This window comes from Desulforegulaceae bacterium, from assembly GCA_034006035.1.
GTDB lineage: Bacteria > Desulfobacterota > Desulfobacteria > Desulfobacterales > JACKCP01 > JACKCP01.
This window is the reverse complement of record JAVETN010000009.1, coordinates 37,323-55,560: the sequence shown is the minus strand read 5'-3', so window position 1 is coordinate 55,560 and position 18,238 is coordinate 37,323. Positions and strand designations below refer to the sequence as shown.

At 31.1% G+C, this 18,238-nt stretch carries 14 protein-coding genes; 6 read left to right on the top strand and 8 right to left on the bottom strand.

What is annotated here, in order from left to right:
- Positions 1-48 precede the first annotated feature (48 nt).
- Complete coding sequence (locus tag RBR53_08170) at positions 49-744, bottom strand: pseudouridine synthase (protein MDY0132630.1); 696 nt, start codon at positions 742-744, stop codon at positions 49-51.
- Positions 741-1,922: a bifunctional glutamate N-acetyltransferase/amino-acid acetyltransferase ArgJ gene (argJ, locus tag RBR53_08165; GenBank protein MDY0132629.1), complete on the bottom strand. Its 1,182-nt coding sequence runs from the start codon at positions 1,920-1,922 to the stop codon at positions 741-743. The genes RBR53_08170 and argJ overlap by 4 nt, the downstream gene beginning before the upstream one ends.
- Before the next feature lie 305 nt (positions 1,923-2,227).
- Between argJ and truA the strand changes: the two genes are divergently transcribed.
- Positions 2,228-2,971, top strand: coding sequence for a tRNA pseudouridine(38-40) synthase TruA (gene truA / locus RBR53_08160; protein MDY0132628.1), 744 nt, complete (start codon positions 2,228-2,230; stop codon positions 2,969-2,971).
- A 14-nt stretch (positions 2,972-2,985) separates the two neighbouring features.
- On the opposite strand, the gene RBR53_08155 is transcribed toward truA, so the two are convergent.
- From RBR53_08155 to RBR53_08140, 4 genes are all read right to left on the bottom strand, one after another.
- Positions 2,986-3,768 carry a TrmH family RNA methyltransferase gene (locus RBR53_08155; protein MDY0132627.1) on the bottom strand — a complete coding sequence of 261 codons (783 nt, stop codon included), beginning with the start codon at positions 3,766-3,768 and terminating at the stop codon, positions 2,986-2,988.
- On the bottom strand, positions 3,731-5,857 hold the full coding sequence (gene metG / locus RBR53_08150) for a methionine--tRNA ligase (GenBank protein ID MDY0132626.1): 2,127 nt from the start codon (positions 5,855-5,857) through the stop codon (positions 3,731-3,733). The genes RBR53_08155 and metG overlap by 38 nt, the downstream gene beginning before the upstream one ends.
- A 405-nt stretch (positions 5,858-6,262) precedes the next feature.
- On the bottom strand, positions 6,263-6,769 hold the full coding sequence (locus RBR53_08145; protein ID MDY0132625.1) for a hypothetical protein: 507 nt from the start codon (positions 6,767-6,769) through the stop codon (positions 6,263-6,265).
- Between the two features lie 59 nt (positions 6,770-6,828).
- Complete coding sequence (locus RBR53_08140; GenBank protein ID MDY0132624.1) at positions 6,829-9,063, bottom strand: hypothetical protein; 2,235 nt, start codon at positions 9,061-9,063, stop codon at positions 6,829-6,831.
- 418 nt (positions 9,064-9,481) lie between these two features.
- Between RBR53_08140 and RBR53_08135 the strand changes: the two genes are divergently transcribed.
- The gene (locus tag RBR53_08135) at positions 9,482-9,685 is read left to right on the top strand and encodes a hypothetical protein (protein MDY0132623.1); all 204 of its coding nucleotides are present in this window, start codon (positions 9,482-9,484) and stop codon (positions 9,683-9,685) included.
- Positions 9,686-9,987: 302 nt separating this feature from the next.
- On the opposite strand, the gene RBR53_08130 is transcribed toward RBR53_08135, so the two are convergent.
- Together RBR53_08130 and RBR53_08125 are read right to left on the bottom strand one after the other, a co-directional pair.
- Positions 9,988-11,040 (bottom strand): MBL fold metallo-hydrolase, encoded by a 1,053-nt coding sequence (locus tag RBR53_08130; protein MDY0132622.1) that lies wholly within the window; start codon positions 11,038-11,040, stop codon positions 9,988-9,990.
- A gap of 71 nt (positions 11,041-11,111) precedes the next feature.
- Positions 11,112-12,338 (bottom strand): type II secretion system F family protein, encoded by a 1,227-nt coding sequence (locus tag RBR53_08125; GenBank protein MDY0132621.1) that lies wholly within the window; start codon positions 12,336-12,338, stop codon positions 11,112-11,114.
- A gap of 172 nt (positions 12,339-12,510) precedes the next feature.
- On the opposite strand from RBR53_08125, the gene RBR53_08120 reads away from it, so the two are divergent.
- The 4 genes from RBR53_08120 to RBR53_08105 all read left to right on the top strand — a co-directional run bounded on the left by RBR53_08120 (position 12,511) and on the right by RBR53_08105 (position 18,232).
- Positions 12,511-12,726, top strand: a complete 216-nt coding sequence (locus RBR53_08120) for a zinc ribbon domain-containing protein (protein MDY0132620.1) — start codon at positions 12,511-12,513, stop codon at positions 12,724-12,726.
- A 338-nt stretch (positions 12,727-13,064) separates the two neighbouring features.
- On the top strand, positions 13,065-13,997 hold the full coding sequence (locus RBR53_08115; protein ID MDY0132619.1) for a DUF4007 family protein: 933 nt from the start codon (positions 13,065-13,067) through the stop codon (positions 13,995-13,997).
- A 4-nt stretch (positions 13,998-14,001) separates the two neighbouring features.
- A complete protein-coding gene (locus RBR53_08110; GenBank protein ID MDY0132618.1) occupies positions 14,002-17,445 on the top strand; it encodes a hypothetical protein in 3,444 nt (1,147 codons plus the stop codon).
- Positions 17,438-18,232, top strand: a complete 795-nt coding sequence (locus RBR53_08105; GenBank protein MDY0132617.1) for a phosphoadenosine phosphosulfate reductase family protein — start codon at positions 17,438-17,440, stop codon at positions 18,230-18,232. Before RBR53_08110 ends, RBR53_08105 begins: the two co-directional genes overlap by 8 nt.
- Positions 18,233-18,238 lie beyond the last annotated feature (6 nt).

The following is an 18,238-nucleotide window of genomic DNA, read 5'->3' as shown; positions in this document are numbered from 1 at the left end:
GGTAGTATTAACTTATTTACCTGCCTCATTATAAAATTAATTGTCAAATTATTTTTTCAAATTATTAATTTCATTTTTACTGAGATATCTCCATTTACCTTCAGGAAGACTACCAAGTAAAATTTCAGACATTCTTATTCTAAAAAGATCCACAACTTTTTTGTTTAATGTTTCAACCATTTTTCTTATTTGTCTATTTCTTCCTTCTTTAAGAGTAATGCTTAAATAATCGTTTTTTTTTCTTTTTATAAAAGCTTTCCTTGTTTTTCTTCCGTCTATTACAACACCTTCAGAAAGAAGCTTAATCTCTTTGTTGGTCAAAGGGATATTTGTTTTAACAAGATACTCCTTTTCATGATCAAAAGATGGATGTGAAAGTCTGTTGTGAAGTTCTCCGTCATTTATGAGAAGAATCAGTCCCCTTGAGTTCATATCAAGTCTTCCAACAGGATAAACTCTTTCTTTTACATCAACCAGGTCAATTACAGTTTTTTTCCCTTTATGGCTGCAGCTTGAAATAAACCCAGGAGGCTTGTTAAGCATAATATAAACAGTTTTTTCATTAAGCTCAATTTTTTTTCCGTTTATATATACTTTGTCCTTTTTTGGATCAATTTTTGTTCCAAGGGTGGCAGTTTCATTGTTTACCTTGACCTTATTTTCCAAAATCAGTTCTTCAGCTTTTCTTCTGGAGCAATACCCTGAATTTCCAATAAATTTCTGAAGTCTTATTTTTTCTGTCATGTTCTATAATCAGCATTTATTTTAATGTATTCATAGGAAAGATCATTTGTTATTATATAATCTGAAAATGTCCCTGAATTTAAATCAATAGTAATTTCAAAAGAATCTCTTTTCATTATTTCCAATGCTTTTTCTTCATTTAAATGGCCAAGTCCGAATCCTTTTTCCATCATACACACATCTTCAAAGTAAATATCAGTTTCATAAGGGTCAATTTCAGCTCCAGATCTTCCTGCAGCCGCAATTATTCTTCCCCAGTTTGGATCTTCACCAAAAAGAGCTGTTTTAAAAAGATTAGAATGTGCAATTGAATCTACAATTTTAAAAGCATCCTCATAAGATTTTGCATTTACAGCATTAATTTTAACAACTTTTGTTGCACCTTCACCATCTCTTACGATTTCTCTTGAAAGATAAATAAGAGCTTTATCAAGCATATTTTGAAAGGCAAAAGATTTTTCGTGGGAATCTATTTTTACTTTGCTTAAACCGTTAGCCATTAAAAGAACAGTATCGTTTGTACTTGTGTCTCCATCAACTGTTATTTTATTGAAGCTTTTATTTACAGCTCTTAAAAGAAAGTTTTTTATATCATTTTCATCAATTTCAGCATCTGTTAATGCATAACAAAGCATTGTTGCCATATCAGGTCTTATCATTCCAGCACCTTTGGCTATGGCAAGAAGTGTTACTTCTTTTCCATTGATTTTTTCTTTTAAAACAATATTTTTTTTAAACTTGTCTGTTGTCATTATTGCAGAGTTGAAATCATCAAAATCATTTTTTAAATTTGATTTAAGCGTTTTTAAATTTGAAATGATTTTTTCAACGGGGAGCTGCTGACCAATAACACCTGTTGACCCAACTTGAATATGTGAAAAGTCGATTCCAAGGATTTTGGCAGTTTCTTCTACAGTTATTCTTGAGTTTTCAATTCCCTGTTTTCCAGTTGCACAATTTGCATTCCCGCTGTTTACAATAACGGCAGAGCATTTTTTTGAATTAATGTTTTCTTTGGATACAACTACAGGAGCTGCCACAGCTTTGTTTTTTGTAAAGACAGCAGCTGCGTTTGATGGAATTTCAGATACAATAAGACCAAGGTCAAATAAATTGTTCTTTTTTATTCCACAGCTTATTCCAGCTGCTTTAAAACCTTTGCATTGAAGTTTTTCCATGATATTTTCCATCTTTAATTTTTTATCTTATTCTGGTATAAATACAGTTTTTTTGAAAGAACTTATTTTACTTTTAATTTAAGTAATGGCAAGACAATTTTAGGAGGTTAGATGAAAAAACTTAAAGAAAGATGCCCAAATTGTAATGGAAGGGTAGTTTTAAAAAGAAGCTGAACAAAGGCTTTTTTTTATTGCAAGGATTGCAAGACAAAGTTTGATAAAGACAAAATGAAATATTTCTTAAACGATTATACAGAAGAGTTTTTGGCATTTCTTCCAGTTGACAGGCTTTAGGTAGATTTAAATTGAAAAGAAATTTTAAGATAACTATAGAATATGATGGTACCAATTTTCATGGTTGGCAGATTCAGCCTAGTGTGAGAACAATTCAAGGAGAAATTGAAAAAGCAGTTTCAATTATGACAAATTCTTATGTTGAAGTTCATGGATCAGGAAGAACAGATGCAGGAGTCCATGCCTTAAACCAGGTTGCAAATTTCACCTGTAATACAAAAATTGTTGAAAAATCTTTTGAAAAAGGCTTGGATCACCTTGTTCCCAAAGGAATAGCAATTAAAGAATGTATTGAAGTTCCCCTTGATTTTCATTCAAGATTTTCTGCAAAATCAAAAATCTATGAATATGTAATTTTAAACCAGAGTCAAAGGCCAGCCATAGGAAGAAATTATATCTGGCATATACGCCAGACCCTGGATATTGAAAAAATGAAAAAGGCAGCTTCTTATTTAATTGGCAAACATGATTTTAAATCATTTGAAGCTGCTGGAAGTTTAAGAGCTCATAGTATAAGAACAATTTTTAATCTTGATGTAAAACCCTTTTCCAACGGGAAAATAAAAATTATTGTAAGTGGTGACGGTTTTTTAAGATATATGGTTAGAAATATTACAGGAACCCTTGTTCAGATTGGACTTGGAAAAATCTCACCAGATGAAATCCCAGCCATTCTTGAAAAAAAAGACAGGGCAAGTGCAGGAATGACAGCACCTCCTCATGGGCTTTATTTAAAAGAAGTTATTTATGATTAGATATTTAAAAAAACTTAGCCGGCCAGGTTATTTATCTTTTCAATATATTTGTAACAGATAACAGAAACAGCATTGCTTACATTCATTGATTTTTTAAATCCAAACATTGGAATATGAACTTTTTGTGTACAGGATGATAAAATTTTTTTGCTAATTCCGTTTTCCTCATTTCCTGCAACAATTATGCAGTTTTTTGAAGGATTCCAATCTGAAATATTTTGGGAGTCTTTTCCTGTTTCAAGTGCAACAACTTCTTTACCTGAATTTAAAAACCAGGAAACAGGGTCTTCAATAAAAGTTAAAGGAATCCATCTAGATGTTCCCATTGAAGATTTTTTAAGTTTAGAGTTTGAAATGTTTATATGTGAAGATGAGTGAAAAACTCCTTTTAATCCAAAATTATCTGCAATTCTTAAAATTGAACCAATATTATAAGGGCTTCTTATTTCATCTAAATAAATTGAAAGATTATATAAAGGATTCCATTTTGTATTAAGTTCAAGGTTTTTTTCCAGATCATTAATTGGGGGATTTAAGGAAAAAGAAATATGAAATTCAAAAAACCCCTGGAGTTTTTCTTTATCATTTAACCAGTTTCCCGGGTAGAACCTGTCAAGTTCCACCCAGGAATGAAAAGTTTCATATTTTTTATAAAAATCTAAGGGTTTATTTTTTTTAAAACATAAACAAGCAAAAGACGCTATAATTTCATGTTGTTTTTTTGAAGAAAGATTTTTGAATTTTTCTTTGTTTATTTCATCAGCAAATTTTGCCAGATTTGAGATTTTGTGTTTCAATCTCAACTCCTTTTATAAAACAAATTTTGTCCTCATCAAAAATCATTTTAGAGTCTTTGATCTGAAGTGGAACGTTTTTAAATTCTTCAATTGTTATTTCACTATGATCAGTTTTTTGATTTTCAACTTCAACCAAATCTCCAATTTCAAACTTTGAACTGTCAAGAAGTTCCATTTTTTTCTTTTTCTTACAAACAAGAACCATTCCCTCTGAGATTATTCCCTTAAGTTCAGCAGATTTTAGATTTGCAAGAATTATAACTTTTTTACCTTTGAGCTCTTCTTTTGAATAGTGCTTTACAAGTGCTGCAGCTATACTTCTTGTTTTATCTTCGCCAGCATCAATTGTTAAATGATAAAGATGTTCAGCGTTTGGATGATTTTTTACTTCTATAATTTTTGCAGCTTTTAACTGAAGTTTCCCAAATTCAGGGCTATTACCCGAGAACTTTTTCTTGAATTTTTCAGCCAAGGAAGATTCAAGTTTTTTGTGGATAATTTCAGGGGTGTTAATTTTATGAGAATCAAGTCCCTTGAATTTATTTATATCTTCCCAGGAAGCATTCTTAATGTTTAAAATATCAAGAATTTTATTGGAAGTATCAGGCATATAAGGAGAAATTGCTATGGCAATATTTCTTACAAGATATGCAAGAGCAGAAACAGTTGCATGGGCATGTTCTTTATCAGTTTTAATTTTTTCCCAGGGAACCATGTCCTGGAAAAACTTATTTCCCTTGTTTCCAATTAAAAGAACTTGCCTTATGGCTTCCCTTATTTTAACTTTTTCAAGATATTCTGTTATTTTATCTGCTTCCTTTGCACAGGTTTTTGTAAATTCATTGTGTTCTTCAAAAGAATCAATATCTTTAATTTCACCGTCAAAATTCTTTTTAAGATAAGTAAGGGTTCTGTTTACAAGGTTTCCAATATTATCAATAAATTCAGAGTTTACTTTTTCAATGAAATCACTCCAGGTAAAATCCGAATCTGTTCTTTCAGGTCTGTTTGCAAGAAGGTAAAATCTCCACAAATCAATATCAATTCCAGTTTCTTTTACATCTGTTCCAAAAACTCCAATATTGTTTGATTTGGAAAATTTTGTATCTTCATAATTAAGATATTCTGTTGCATTTATATGGTGTAAAAGAGTCCATTTTTTGCCTGTTCCAATTAAGGAAGCAGGAAAAATTACTGTATGAAAAGGAATATTGTCTTTGGCCATAAACTGATAAAGTTCTACATTTTCAGGGTTTTGCCACCAATCTTTCCAGTCGCTTCTCTTTTTTGCCGTCATGGAAATATATCCAATTGGAGCGTCAAACCATACATAAAAGACTTTGTTTTCATACCCTTTTTTGGGAACAGGAATTCCCCATGACAAGTCTCTTGTAATTGGTCTTGGTAAAAGACCAAGATCAAACCAGGCCTTTGTTGTTTTTACGGCATTGTTTGTCCATTTGCCTTTGATAGAAGATTCTTTATACCAGGTTTCAAGGCTTTCCTGAAGTTTATCAAGTTTAAGGTAAAGATGGGAAGTTTCTTTTAAAATCGGAGTGTTTTGGCAGATTTTACATCTTGGTTCTTTTAAAAGTTCCGGTTCCAGGAGTTTACCGCATTTGTCACATTGATCTCCTCTTGCATCTTCATAATTGCAAAAAGGGCAGACTCCTTCAATATATCTGTCTGCAAGGAAGATTGTATCATTTTGGCAAAAAGATCTTTTGGTTGTTTGTTCTTTAATCAGATTGTTTTTTTCAAGGTCAAAAAATATTTCCTGGGCTATTTTTGTTTGTTCAGGAGAGGAGGTTCTTCCAAAAATATCAAATGAAATATTAAAATTTTTGTAAATATTTTTGTGTATTTCATGGTATTTATCGCAAACTTGTTTTGGAGTGAGTCCTTCTTCCCTTGCCTTATTTTCAGTTGCTGTGCCGTATTCATCTGTTCCACATACATAAAGTGTTTCATATCCCCTTAGCCTGCAAAATCTTGCATAAACATCTGCTGAAAGAACACATCCTATTATATTTCCAAGATGGGGAACATTATTTACATAGGGAAGGGCTGAAGTAATAAGTTTTTTCATAATATATTCCTGAAACTCTTAATTTAGTTTATTGTAAATTTTTTTGTATATAAATATCAAAACAGATTTTTTAACATTATAGATTATGTTTTGCAAACTATATAATCTTTGGTGAAAAACTGGAAATTTGTTTTAATTAAAGAAGAAAAGAAATTTAACAACAAGACCGTTGGTTAATGCAAACAAAGACAGGGGCTATTTTCTTTATACTCTAAGAAGACCACTGACTTGGATAATTCAAGGGGCAGCTGATGAGTTGGTTTTTTTAAAGATTATAAATTATGAGATTTTATCTTTTGAGCTAAACACTAACCAATAGCTTTTGTTGGCTGGGAAAATTGATTAGAATTGTTCCCCAAAAAATTGAGTTTATCCGTTGTCCTAGGTAAGCTCAACCCGCTGAATTTAAAAAAATGAAAACTTTTTTAAAACATCTTCATTTAGTTTTTCCCTGAACAGATTAAAGTTTTTCGTTTTATTTTCTTCAAAAAATCTAAAGTTTTTACATTTTAAATTATTAAAGCAAATTTTTAGATCAATAATTGGCTGTCCCGGGAATGGTGGTTTTTCCATCTTACCATTATCTCCAATTTTTTTTAAAAGCTCTGTAAGTTCAAAAAAAGTTTTATTATCAATGAAAATTGTTTCTTCGAATTTTTCCCATGAAGAAAAGCTGTGGGGGTTTTGGGAAAAAGGTTTAAGTTTTTTTATTATTGAACTTACTTTTCCGCTGCTTTGAATCTTGACAATCAAATCAGATTCAAGGGGTTTGTTTTCGTGATAATAAATATATGAAACAGGGTTTGTGTTTTTATTAGTTTGGGAATCAGGCTTTGAAGGTTTGTTACACCCGGAAACACCAGATAGGATAATAAGAAATAAAATCACTTTTTGTTTTTTTAAAATTTTCATTTTTTACCATAAAAACCTCCTTTGCTTTTATGTAAAGGAGGTATAGTTAAAAGGTTAGTTTATGGAAGCATTACTGTATGAGCTTCGGGTATAGTTATTTGAAAATCATCTGGATTGTCGTATGAAATAGTCCAGGCTTCAGACCATTCAGGTCCTGAATTAATGCTTCCGGATGTGCCTGAGTTTGCCTTTGTTAAAACTCCGTTCCTGTTTCCTTCTATCCAGATACCGTTTTTTTCAGGATTTTCTGAACCATATGGAGCTCCTGCAAGATACCTCCAGCTTACATTCCATGAAATGACCTGATCTTTATCATAGTCATCATCGTCATCACTATAATAATGTACAGCAACAGTATAGTCTCCATAAAGTCCGTTTGGATTTGAAACTTCGTTGGATGAAAGGGTGGACATTCCCCATTTACCAATATAATGTTCAGGTCCGTATCCTTCTGTATTATCAAAATCAAGATAAGGATTGGATGAGTCTGCACCTGTTCTGTTTCCGTAATAAACTGTATCACCTGTATCACCTTCAAAAGCAGGTTCTTTTACATAAAGGTCAACATCACTGTTATTTTGACTCCAGCTAAGTGTTATTGTCATACTTGAAGGACTTGCATCGGAGTTGATAATAACCCTTTTGAATGCTGCCCAATGGGAAAAACTGTTTGGGCTGCTGCCAAGAAATATAACTTCATTATCCCCTTTTTTAAGGGGAAGAGTTATTTCAAATGAACCGTCTCCTTTGTCTGCTTCATTATTTACCGAAGTTGAGTAAAGATCGTCTGTTACAATTAGATTTATATTGTTTACAACTGAGCCTTCAACCTGTGCATTACCTCCAAGCACAGTTCCTTTGATTACAACGGCATTATCTTTAGTTGTGAAAAGTGTTTCTCCATTTTCAGTTTTATCTTCTGTTTCAAGAACATTTTCATCAATGTTTTTTGCTTCAATTGATGTTATTGTTATTTGAGGGAAAACGCTATTGTCTGAAAAATTATTGTCTGCTGAAGTTTTTAAATCATCAAATACAGAATCATTTATTCCAAAGCTGTATCCAAATTGTTTAAAATAATTATATCTGTACCCGGGGTCACTTGCACTTGGACCTCCCTGGTAAATATAAAAACCTTTTCCATCAACATATTTTATATATCTTGTGTCTTTATTGGGGTAATTTGGATCATAAACATATAGTTTACATTCACCTGACTGGTCTATAGAGGCTTTGTAAACTGAAATTGCATGGGCACCGGTGAGCTGATAACTGCTACCAACTTCTACAGCCTGATACATTCCAACAAGGGCTGGAACACCTGTTACATAAATTGATCCTATATATGCCCTTGCAACATCTGTTGAAGAAGGTTTTTGGGAAGCAAGTTCACGGCTTGCATAGTCATCCCAGATTGCAACTTCTGCTGCATGAGCCCTGCTTGCAAGTTCAATTGCAGTTGAGTCATCAACCCAGGTTTGGGTCTGCTGGGGATCACGATATTTTGAGTAAAACCCGCTTCCGTGTTTTTTGAACCAGTAGTTTGCCCATGTGCACATTCCCATACAGTTTCCACCTCTTGAGGCTTTGTAGTAAGCTCCGTAATTTGGAATATACCATCCATTTTTTGAGGGCCTGAAGCCGGTGTCAATATTTAAATCCCCAGTTAAAAAAGCTTGCCATACCTTTGCGGTACCAATGGCAATATAGACATTTTTTATTATATTACCTGTACTTTGTGTTGTTTTGAAGGCTGCTGGTATTTTTTCACCTGACCTGGTGTCGCCAAAAGTTCTTGTTTCAAAAGTAATTGTTTTATTGATTTTATCCAATGATTCATACCCAAGTGCTTCTAAAGTACCGTCTGAATTGTAGGAGAAAAAAAACCATCCATCCAAACTATCTGAATCAGAGACCGGAAGAGTTACTTTAACTGGCTTGTTGAATAATTTGTATTTATTCCATTCATCAGAGCCAGTGGCTGAGATAATAAACAATTTGCTTCCCAGCTCAAGGTTTTCAGGTAATCCAGTTTGCCCTGATACATCAGCAGTTTCTACTGAAAAATCAATAGAATCGCTTACTGCTCCAGGTGGGATTTCAATTTTAAATTCTTTAATATCAGTGCTTGTTATAGTTCCTCCTGAAGCTGTGATAGTTTTTGAACTCAAGTTTACTTCCTTAGGTGCTGATGCTGAAATATCAGCTATTGTGATTTTTCGCTCTCCAGTTGGTTTTCCAGCTGGAGTGTCAGAATCACTGCTGCTACTGCAGGCTGAGAAGGTAAAAGCCAAAAAAAAGTGCTAAAATAGCTGCCACAAAAAAATGTAAACTCATATTTTTCTTCATAAACTTTAAGCCCCCTTTTTTGTTTGATTTTTATCCGGCTTTTAATCGCCAAGTGATGAGCAAAAACTGATTTTACACTTTGGTAAGTTTTGATTTGAACAAAGTTAAAATACTTGTTTTAATGCAAATCACAATTTGAAAAATTATAAACTACTAAAGCTTAAGACAAAGAGATTTTTTGTTTACAGAATACAGTGTTTTGTTGAGAATTGGAATACAAATAACAACCAAGAGTTGTTTTTTGGAGGTTTTTTAGCCAAACATTCGTGATGTGTTGATAGTTGTTTCCTGGAGAATAAAAGTTTGATAGTGTTCTATTCTACCGGGGAATAAAAAACTGTAAAAACAAAAAGGAGGTTAAGAATGGAAAATTTAGATAGGAAAGCTAATGAAAAAAAACAAGAAATAATAGTAGTTGATGTAAAAATGCCTTTTATTTCCATGGTGATTTTTATGGTAAAGCTTGCTCTTGCCTCAATTCCGGCTCTAATAATAGCTACATTGATTTTTGTTGTTTTAGGAAGTTTTTTTAGTGGAATACTTCATCATGCTATAAGAGGATTTTAGTAAATTTTTTTTATTTAAAATATTAGCTGAGATTTTTAAGACATACAAAAATATAGGTTATAAATTTGGGGAAATGGGTAAGTTTTTTATAATAAAAACAAGGTGAATAAATATCCCGAATTTTTATTGTAGATTTTTTTAATCGGGCTTAATTAAAAAGCTCGTTGGTAACAGCAAGAATATCAAAAAGACTTTGTCTTGACTGGAATCCTACAAATTATTGCAATAACGAATAAAAGTATATTTGTCTGAATAGAGTTTTGTATATAGAGCAAATTTTTAGCTTTTGAAATATTTTCCTTTTAAATAAATTTTTCATTTAAAAGGAGGGAAAAAACTTTTTGAACCTCAGTTTTGTCATATATTTTTTTTCTTGGAACAATCCATGTTTTGCGGTTTTTTCTTGATAAACGAACAAGTCTTTTTTTAATTAAAAATTCTATTGTTGATAAAATCCAGCCCTCACCGCTACTTTTAACCCAGAATTTTGTTCCAGGAGGATAAATTATATCCCTTATTTCTTTAAATCTTATTCCTTTATTGTTTTTTAAAACAATATCAACTACATCTTTTGTTCTGTTTTTTCTGTGTGTAAGGATTTCAGTAATTCTTCTTTTGGGATCTGTTATGGGTCTTCCATGACCTGGAAGAAGAACTTTTAAATTTTTAAGATTATAAATTGTTTGAAGACTTTTACAATAATCTTCAAGATCTGATCTTGGAGGACCAAGCCAGGTTATAACCTTTTCTAAAATATTGTCGCCGGAAAACATTATCCCTGTTTCTTCATTAAAAAGAGCAATATGATCATCGCAATGACCTTTTGCAGGAATTATTTTCCAGTCTCTTTCTCCATCGTTGATTGTATTGTTTTCTTTAATTATACAATCAGGGTCATTTAAGAATTTAAGACCGAAAACATAAGGAAGAATAAGATCCCATCGTCCTGTGGCCTTGCTTTTTTCCTCTTTCCATAAAACTCTTACAGGAGAGCTTGAAACCCTGTGTTTTTTTATCAGGTTTTCTTTGGAGGAAATTACTTCTGCCATCTGGGGGGTAAGGCATACTTTTGCTCCTGTAAATTTTCTTATTCCTTCAAGCCCTGAAAAATGGTCGCCATGGGAGTGGCTTGGGATTATATATGTTGCTTTGAAATCAATGGTTTTTTTTCTTAAATCTTCAAGAACTTTTAAATATTCTTTTCTGAAAAATCTCAAATCAAAATAAGTGCCGAATCCACTGTCAAAAATAATACCCTTTTTACCTGCAATTATATAAATGTTTGCAGGCGGTTTGAACATTGACCACCGAGATTTTTGGGTGATACAATAGATATTTTCCATTACTTCTTTCATAAAACTCCAGTCAGACAATTAAGTTAAATCTTTAAACTTTAATATTTCTTAAAATAAGTCAATCTTTAGTTTTACCCAATAAGCTGGTTCATTGTAAAAATAGGAACACAGATAGCAAAAACAATAAACCCTATAACAACCGCCATAAACACAATAATAAGCGGCTCAAGCATTGATGTAAGTGTAACAATTAAATCTTCTGTTTCAGATTCATAAATATCAGCAACCTTAGAAAGCATGTCTTCAAGATTTCCACTTTTTTCTCCAACAGCAATCATTTGCGTCGTGATTTCAGGAAAAATCTTTTCTCTTTCAAGGGAATAGGCAAGCCCGTCGCCTCTTTCAACTCCATTTTTAGCTTTCAAAAGAGCATCTTTAAAAATTCTGTTTTCAACTATATTAATTACTATATCCAGGGATTTTAAAATTGGAACGTCATATTTAACAAGTGAGGATAAAATTCTTGAAAACCTTGCTGCTATAAGTTTTTTGTTAAGTTCCCCAAAAAGCGGAATTTTAATCACAAGCTGATCCATAAAATAGCCGGTTTTTTCATTTTTAAACAAATACCTTATCAAGCCCGGGAAAAGTACAATCAAAAGCATAAGAAACCACCAAAATTTTTTAAGAAAGTCGCTTGAAGATATAAGTAAAATTGTAATAGCCGGCAGTTGCTGATTCATATCAGAAAATATGGAAACAATTTTTGGAACAATCATTGTCATAAGAATAACCAAAACAATGATTCCAAAAAACATCATAAGAACAGGGTAAGCCAGGGCGGCTCTTATTTTTGATTTTCTTTTTTCTGTTGTTTCCATTAAATCCGCCACCCTTTCCATTACAATTTCAAGAGTTCCTGCGGCTTCAGCAGCTTTAATCATATTTATATAAACTGAGGTAAATGTTTCTGGATAATCAGAAAGGGCTTCAGCAAAGCTTTTTCCCGCTTCAACCTCATCTTTTACTTTTGTAAGTATTTTTTTAAGAGATTCAGACCTTATTTGGTCTGAAACTGCTTTAAGTGCACCAACAAGATCAAATCTTGCTGAAAGAAGGGTGGAAATTTGTCTTGTTGCAAGAGCAATTTCCTTTGTTTTGATTTTTGGGCGAAAAAAAGAGGTTAAGATAGAAGAAGAACCTTTTAACTCGCTTTCCGATTTAACTTCTTTTAAGGAAACAGGATAAAGATTTTTTTCTTTTATTTTTACTTTTGCTGTTTCAGGGCTGTCAGCATCTATAATTCCTTTTTTGTTTTTACCATTTTTTGTAAGTGCTTGATACTCAAATACTGCCATTATTGAAATTTCCATTTTAAAATTTAGGTCAAAAAAATGAAGATACTATATATTTAAGCATTTCATCAATTTATATTTCCATGTTTTTAAGTTTTGAGTTGTAAATTTAAAACGCATAATTAAATATATGATTATTATTAAAGTTAAATATAAAATTTTAAGGAGTTTAACTATGCCTATTTATGAATATCAGTGTCAAGACTGTAACAAGATATTTGAATATCTTGTGCTCCCGGGAGAAGATGAGGAAAAAATAGAATGTAAAAATTGTAAAAGTATCAATGTAAAAAAACTTCTTTCTACAGGAGCAATAAGGCCAAATGGAATTCCTGGGGGAAAGGGCGGTTTTAATCCTCCTCCAAAAGCATGCAGCAGTGGAGGCGGCTGAGGAATTTAATGTTTATTGGTCAGGTGACCAATCTAAACCTCTTAAAAGTTCCCTTTTAGTTTTGGGGAACTTTTTTATCAATACAAACTAAACTCTATTTTTTTATAAGAATTATTTTAAAGGTCTGTCAGTTTTTGACAGAGTTTGTATTCTATAATAAAAAAATATTATAAAGATAAAGTAGTGTTAATTATTTTAACAACAAAGCTTTATCTTTTATTTCATCTTGACTTTAAAGATCGCTATTAATAGTTAGAGATATCTTACTTTACAAAAGTAAAATAAATTAAAGGTCATTAATTTTAATAAACATCACATCGTGTGAAAGACAAATAAATATGTTAATAAATTTAGAACAGTATTCCAATGGCTCGGCTGGAAGGCATGAAACTTTTGTTCCAAGATATGGTTGGCTTACAAAAGGATATGTAAAAGCTTTAGAAGACCCTGATGTCTTTAAGGTAGAAAACGCTGTTGAAGTACTTGGAGTAGGTAAAAATATGGTAAGATCCATTAGATATTGGTGCATACTGTTTGGTCTTTTAGAAAAAAATAAAACTGAGCTTATTTCGACAAAATTTGGAGAAATGCTTATTGGCAAAATTAATCCAAATAATTCTGAGTTCGATTGGAGCAGCGGATTTGACCCTTTTTTAGAAGATGATGCAAGCCTCTGGCTTCTTCATTGGCAAATTTTTTTAAATCCACTATCAGCTGTTTCATGGGTTTTGTTTTTTAACTATTGTTCACTTCAAAAATTTACAAGACAGGATTTGTCAAAAAACATTGTCAATTTTGCGAAAGGTAATGAAAAGTTAAGTAAAATTTCTTCAAAATCTTTTGAAAAAGATGCAAATTGCATAATTCAAATGTATGTGCCTAATATTAACTCTGACTTTGGAATCAAATGTCCATTTACTAATTTGAACTTGATAGAAAAGACAACAGAAAGCTCACATTTTAAATTTAATTTCGAGAAAAAAAACTCATTGCATCCTTTAATCTTTCTAGCTACATGCTGCTCGTATGCCAACAAATTAGGGTTAAAAGAGAAAACATTTAGTTTAAACAAAATTGTATATGGCCAAGATTCACCTGGTATTGCTTTTAAATTAACCGAAACAGAATGCGGTACATTAATAGAAGATGCGGTCTCAAAAATTGATAATATAAATTTTGTTGAATCATCAGGAACTCAACAATTACATTTTTCTCAAGAGCCTATTGAGTTGTATTGGGAAATTTTAGAAAAGTATTATAATAGGGAATAAAGAATTGTTTTTAAATGAATTTATAAAAATAGACTCTAAGGTTGCAAGATCAGTCAATATTGAAAGAGATGCTTCTGATTTAGACCAGATAAAAAGATTTCAGTTAACTCCTGTTGTTCTAGATGTTCTTAGCAGATTTGCTGATTCGTTAGAGGGGGAACCAATTTCAGCTTGGTCTTTAACCGGGCCTTATGGAAGCGGTAAATCAGCTTTTTGCAATTACCTCTTTTCTTTATTTTCAGAAGATAAAAAAGTCAAATCAACTGCTTGGAATAGCCTTAATAAAACTGATAAAAAATTTAAAGTCAGATTGGAAAAGAGCCTGGATAAAATAAATATTGAAAATTTTATTAATGTCAGAGCTTTATCACAATATGAACCTTTGAATAAATCTTTATTAAGAGCTTTATTGTCAACTTTAAAAAATATAAACGATAAAAAATTAGAAGAATTAACAACTGAGATTGAAAACTTATTAAATCAAGATTCTTTTGAAACTTCATTAATTGTAGATTCTATTGATAAAATATCATCTGCTCTGAAACGGCCTTTTCTTATTGTGATTGATGAGTTTGGTAAAAATCTTGAGTTTATGTCCCATAATCCAGGTAAAGGGGATGTTTTTGCGTTACAATGCTTAGCAGAAAGTCAAAATTGTTATGTCTTTGTGTGTCTTCATCAATCCTTTAATGACTATGCATCAAATTTATCTAATATTCAGTTAAATGAATGGGGGAAAGTTCAAGGTCGTTTTGAAGACATTTCTTATGTAGAACCTCCTGGAAGGGTATTAAGCTTAATATCTAAATCAGTAAATATAGATGAGGAGAAGATAGATAGTAAAATTTCTAAATTAATTGATAGTTGGTGTAAGAAAAACGCTAATTTAATAAATGATTTAAATATTCCAAATATTCCTGAGTTAAATCATAAAGATTTATGGAAAATTTTTCCTATAAACCCTATTTTTGGCATAGTTTTAGGCGAATTAAGTAAAACTTTTGCTCAAAATCAAAGAACAATTTTTTCTTTTATTTCCAGCGGGAATCCAAGAGCTTTAAAAAAATACCTTGAGATATCTAAACTGGATGAAAAAAAAAAGTTTGAGCCCTTAGGCCTTGATTGGCTCTACAACTATTTCTGTGAGGAAACAACTCAGTTTCATAATAACAGAGCTACAACTCAAAAATGGATAGAAATTAAAAATATTATAAACTCCTTTAATGCTAGTAGTCCTTTGGAAATAAAATTATTAAAAACAATTGGAGTTTTAAATTTACTTGGTTATTTAGGAATTAAAGCATCTAAAAATTTAATTTATGCTTGTTTTGAATCAGAAGACAGACAACTAAAAATAAAGATAGACAAATCTCTTGATAACCTTATTTCAAGTGGAGCACTTTTATATAGAAGTTATTCTGATGAATTTAGGCTTTGGGAAGGCACAGATTTTGATATTGAAAAAGCTGTTATTGCTGAGAAAAGTAGGCTTGCAGTTTTAAATTTATCGGAGTTATTAAATTTAAATTTAAAAAGACAAAACATTATAGCTTCAAGGCATTCTTATCAAAAAGGAATAATCAGGGAATTTTCACAGTCATGGTCAGAAATTGGAGATATAAAAAAACTTGAAGAATCAAATTTTGATAACTTAAAGTTTGATGGTCATATTTTTTTAGTTGTTGGAAAAGATAATGATGAAAAAGATTATTTAAAGAAAATAACAAAAGAACATCCCATTATAATAGGTTTTCTCCCTTTTGAAGCTTTAATAAAAGAACTTGCATTAGAAGCAGCAGCTTCTAAAAAAGTTCTTGAAACAAACCCACAGCTTTTTAATGATGGTGTGGCAAGAAGAGAAGTTCGGTTTAGGGTTGAAACTTCCCATAATAATTTACAAAAACTTATAAATGAACTTTTAAATTCAGGTAATAAAAAAGTACAATGGTTTGCTTTGGGGGAAGAAAAGTTAAACAATTCGAGATTTAAAATATCTTCATTTGTTTCTGAAGTTTGCGATGAAGTTTATTCCATTTGTCCTGAAGTTCATATGGAAATGATAAATCATAATAAATTATCACCTTCTGCAGCAAGAGCACAAAGAGAGCTGATAGAAGCAATGGTGACAAAAGAGCATATTGATAATTTGGATATGGAAGGCTTTGGTCCTGAAGTTGCATTTTACAGGGCAATGTTTAAATCCCTTGGACTTCATAAAAAAATTAAAAAAGAACAAAGTTTTTGGCAATTTGTAAAACCTGAGAAAAAAGATGAAAAACAAAAAAAATTAGCCTGTGTTTGGGATAAAATCAATTCAACAATGGAAAAGGCAGAAAAAAACAATTCACCGGTTTTAATTTCTGAATTAATAAAAGTTTTTCAGAAAAGACCTTATGGTCTGAGAAAAGGGGTTATTCCTTTGTTTTTGTGTCATTATATTTTAGTAAATAATGACGAAATCGCTTTATATCAAGAAGGAATTTTTAAGCCTGTATTTAATAAAGCTGAAGCTGCATTGCTTTTAAAAAGACCTGATCTTTTTTCAATAAAAAAAATTACAAATACTGGCTTTAAAAAGGAAATTGTTCAGGCATACATGAGTGTTTTAAATACAGATTTGGTAAATTTAAACTCATCAACAAGAAATAAATCTTTGCTAAAAATTGTTGCACCTTTAGTCGAGTTTGTAAAAAGACTTCCTGACTACACTCTTTACACAAGAAAAATTTCGACAAAAGCTCAAAAGCTTAGGTCTGTTCTTTTGAATTCAAAAGAGCCTCTAGAACTTCTTTTTAAAGAAATACCTCAAGCTTTGAATATAGAAATAATTGAGAATGAAAAAATTAACGACGATTTTAAAACAAAAATATTTGAAAATCTTCAAACATGCCTTTTAGAACTAAATACTTCTTTTGAAAATTTATTAGTCAAAATCAAGGAACATTTTTGTAAATGTTTTGATAAAAAAGACAGCGAAACTTTTGATGAGTTTAGGAATAATATTTATAAAAAATACATAAAACTTGTTTCTCCATGTAAAGACTTAGAACTTAAGCAAATTTTAAAAGCCATTTGCACTGACAAAGGCGATATTAACAAATGGATAATGGGAGTTTCTGGTTTAATAGTAGAAAAGCCTGTTGATTCCTGGAGGGACGGAGATGTTGATGTTTATTATGCTTATCTTGAAGAAATTTCTAATAGAATAAAAGATTTTGAAGTGCTTTTGTCTAATACATTTTTATCTGAATTTAAAAAAGATGAAAATAAATTTCTTTTAAATTTAACTCAAAAAAACGGTTCTAATATAAGAAAAGTTTTTCATCTCAGCGAAAAAGACAAATTAAAAGTTCAAGAAAATTTTTCTGGAATAAATAAGCTTGAACTTTCTGATATTGAAAAGCTTATTGCATTTTTAATAGAAGACAGGATTTTGAAAAATGAATAAAAAAAAAGAACGCCACATTCTTGGATTATCAGGGGGAAAGGATAGTGCTGCTTTAGCAGTTTATATGAAAGAAAAACATCCTGAGCTTGATTTGGAGTATGTTTTCACTGATAGTGGACATGAACTTCCTGAAACTTATTTGTATTTAAAAAAAATAAGAGCGTTGTTAAATATAAAAATTATTACAATTAGGCCTGAAAAAGATTTTGATTATTGGCTTAAATATTTTAATGGAGTTTTACCTTCACCCAATAATAGGTGGTGTACAAGGTTGCTTAAGCTTAAGCCTTATGACAAATGGCTAAAAAATAATTGTAAAGATCAAATTGTATATAATTATGTAGGAATAAGAGCTGATGAAGACAGAGAAGGTTTTAGAGAGCAAAGTAATTTTTTCCCAAAATACCCATTTGTAGAAGACGGTCATGGACTAGAAGAAATTATAAAAATTCTAGGAGATAGTGGATTAGGTTTACCAGGTTATTATTCGTGGAGAAAAAGATCCGGCTGTTTTTTTTGTTTTTATCAAAAAGATAGCGAATGGCTTGGTTTAAAAAAGAAACACAGAACCCTTTTTAATAAAGCTTGTGAATATGAAGAAAATCATTCTGATAACAGAAAGTATACATGGAGAGAAAAAGGGTTTCTAAAAAAATTAAAAAAAACTGATTTAAATAATTACGAGCATGAAAGCTGTTTTAACGGAAAAAACAAAAATCTACTTTCTGAGACGTTATCCTCTATATTAGATAATTCACAAGATATCAATAACATTATATTTAGGTGAGGTTTG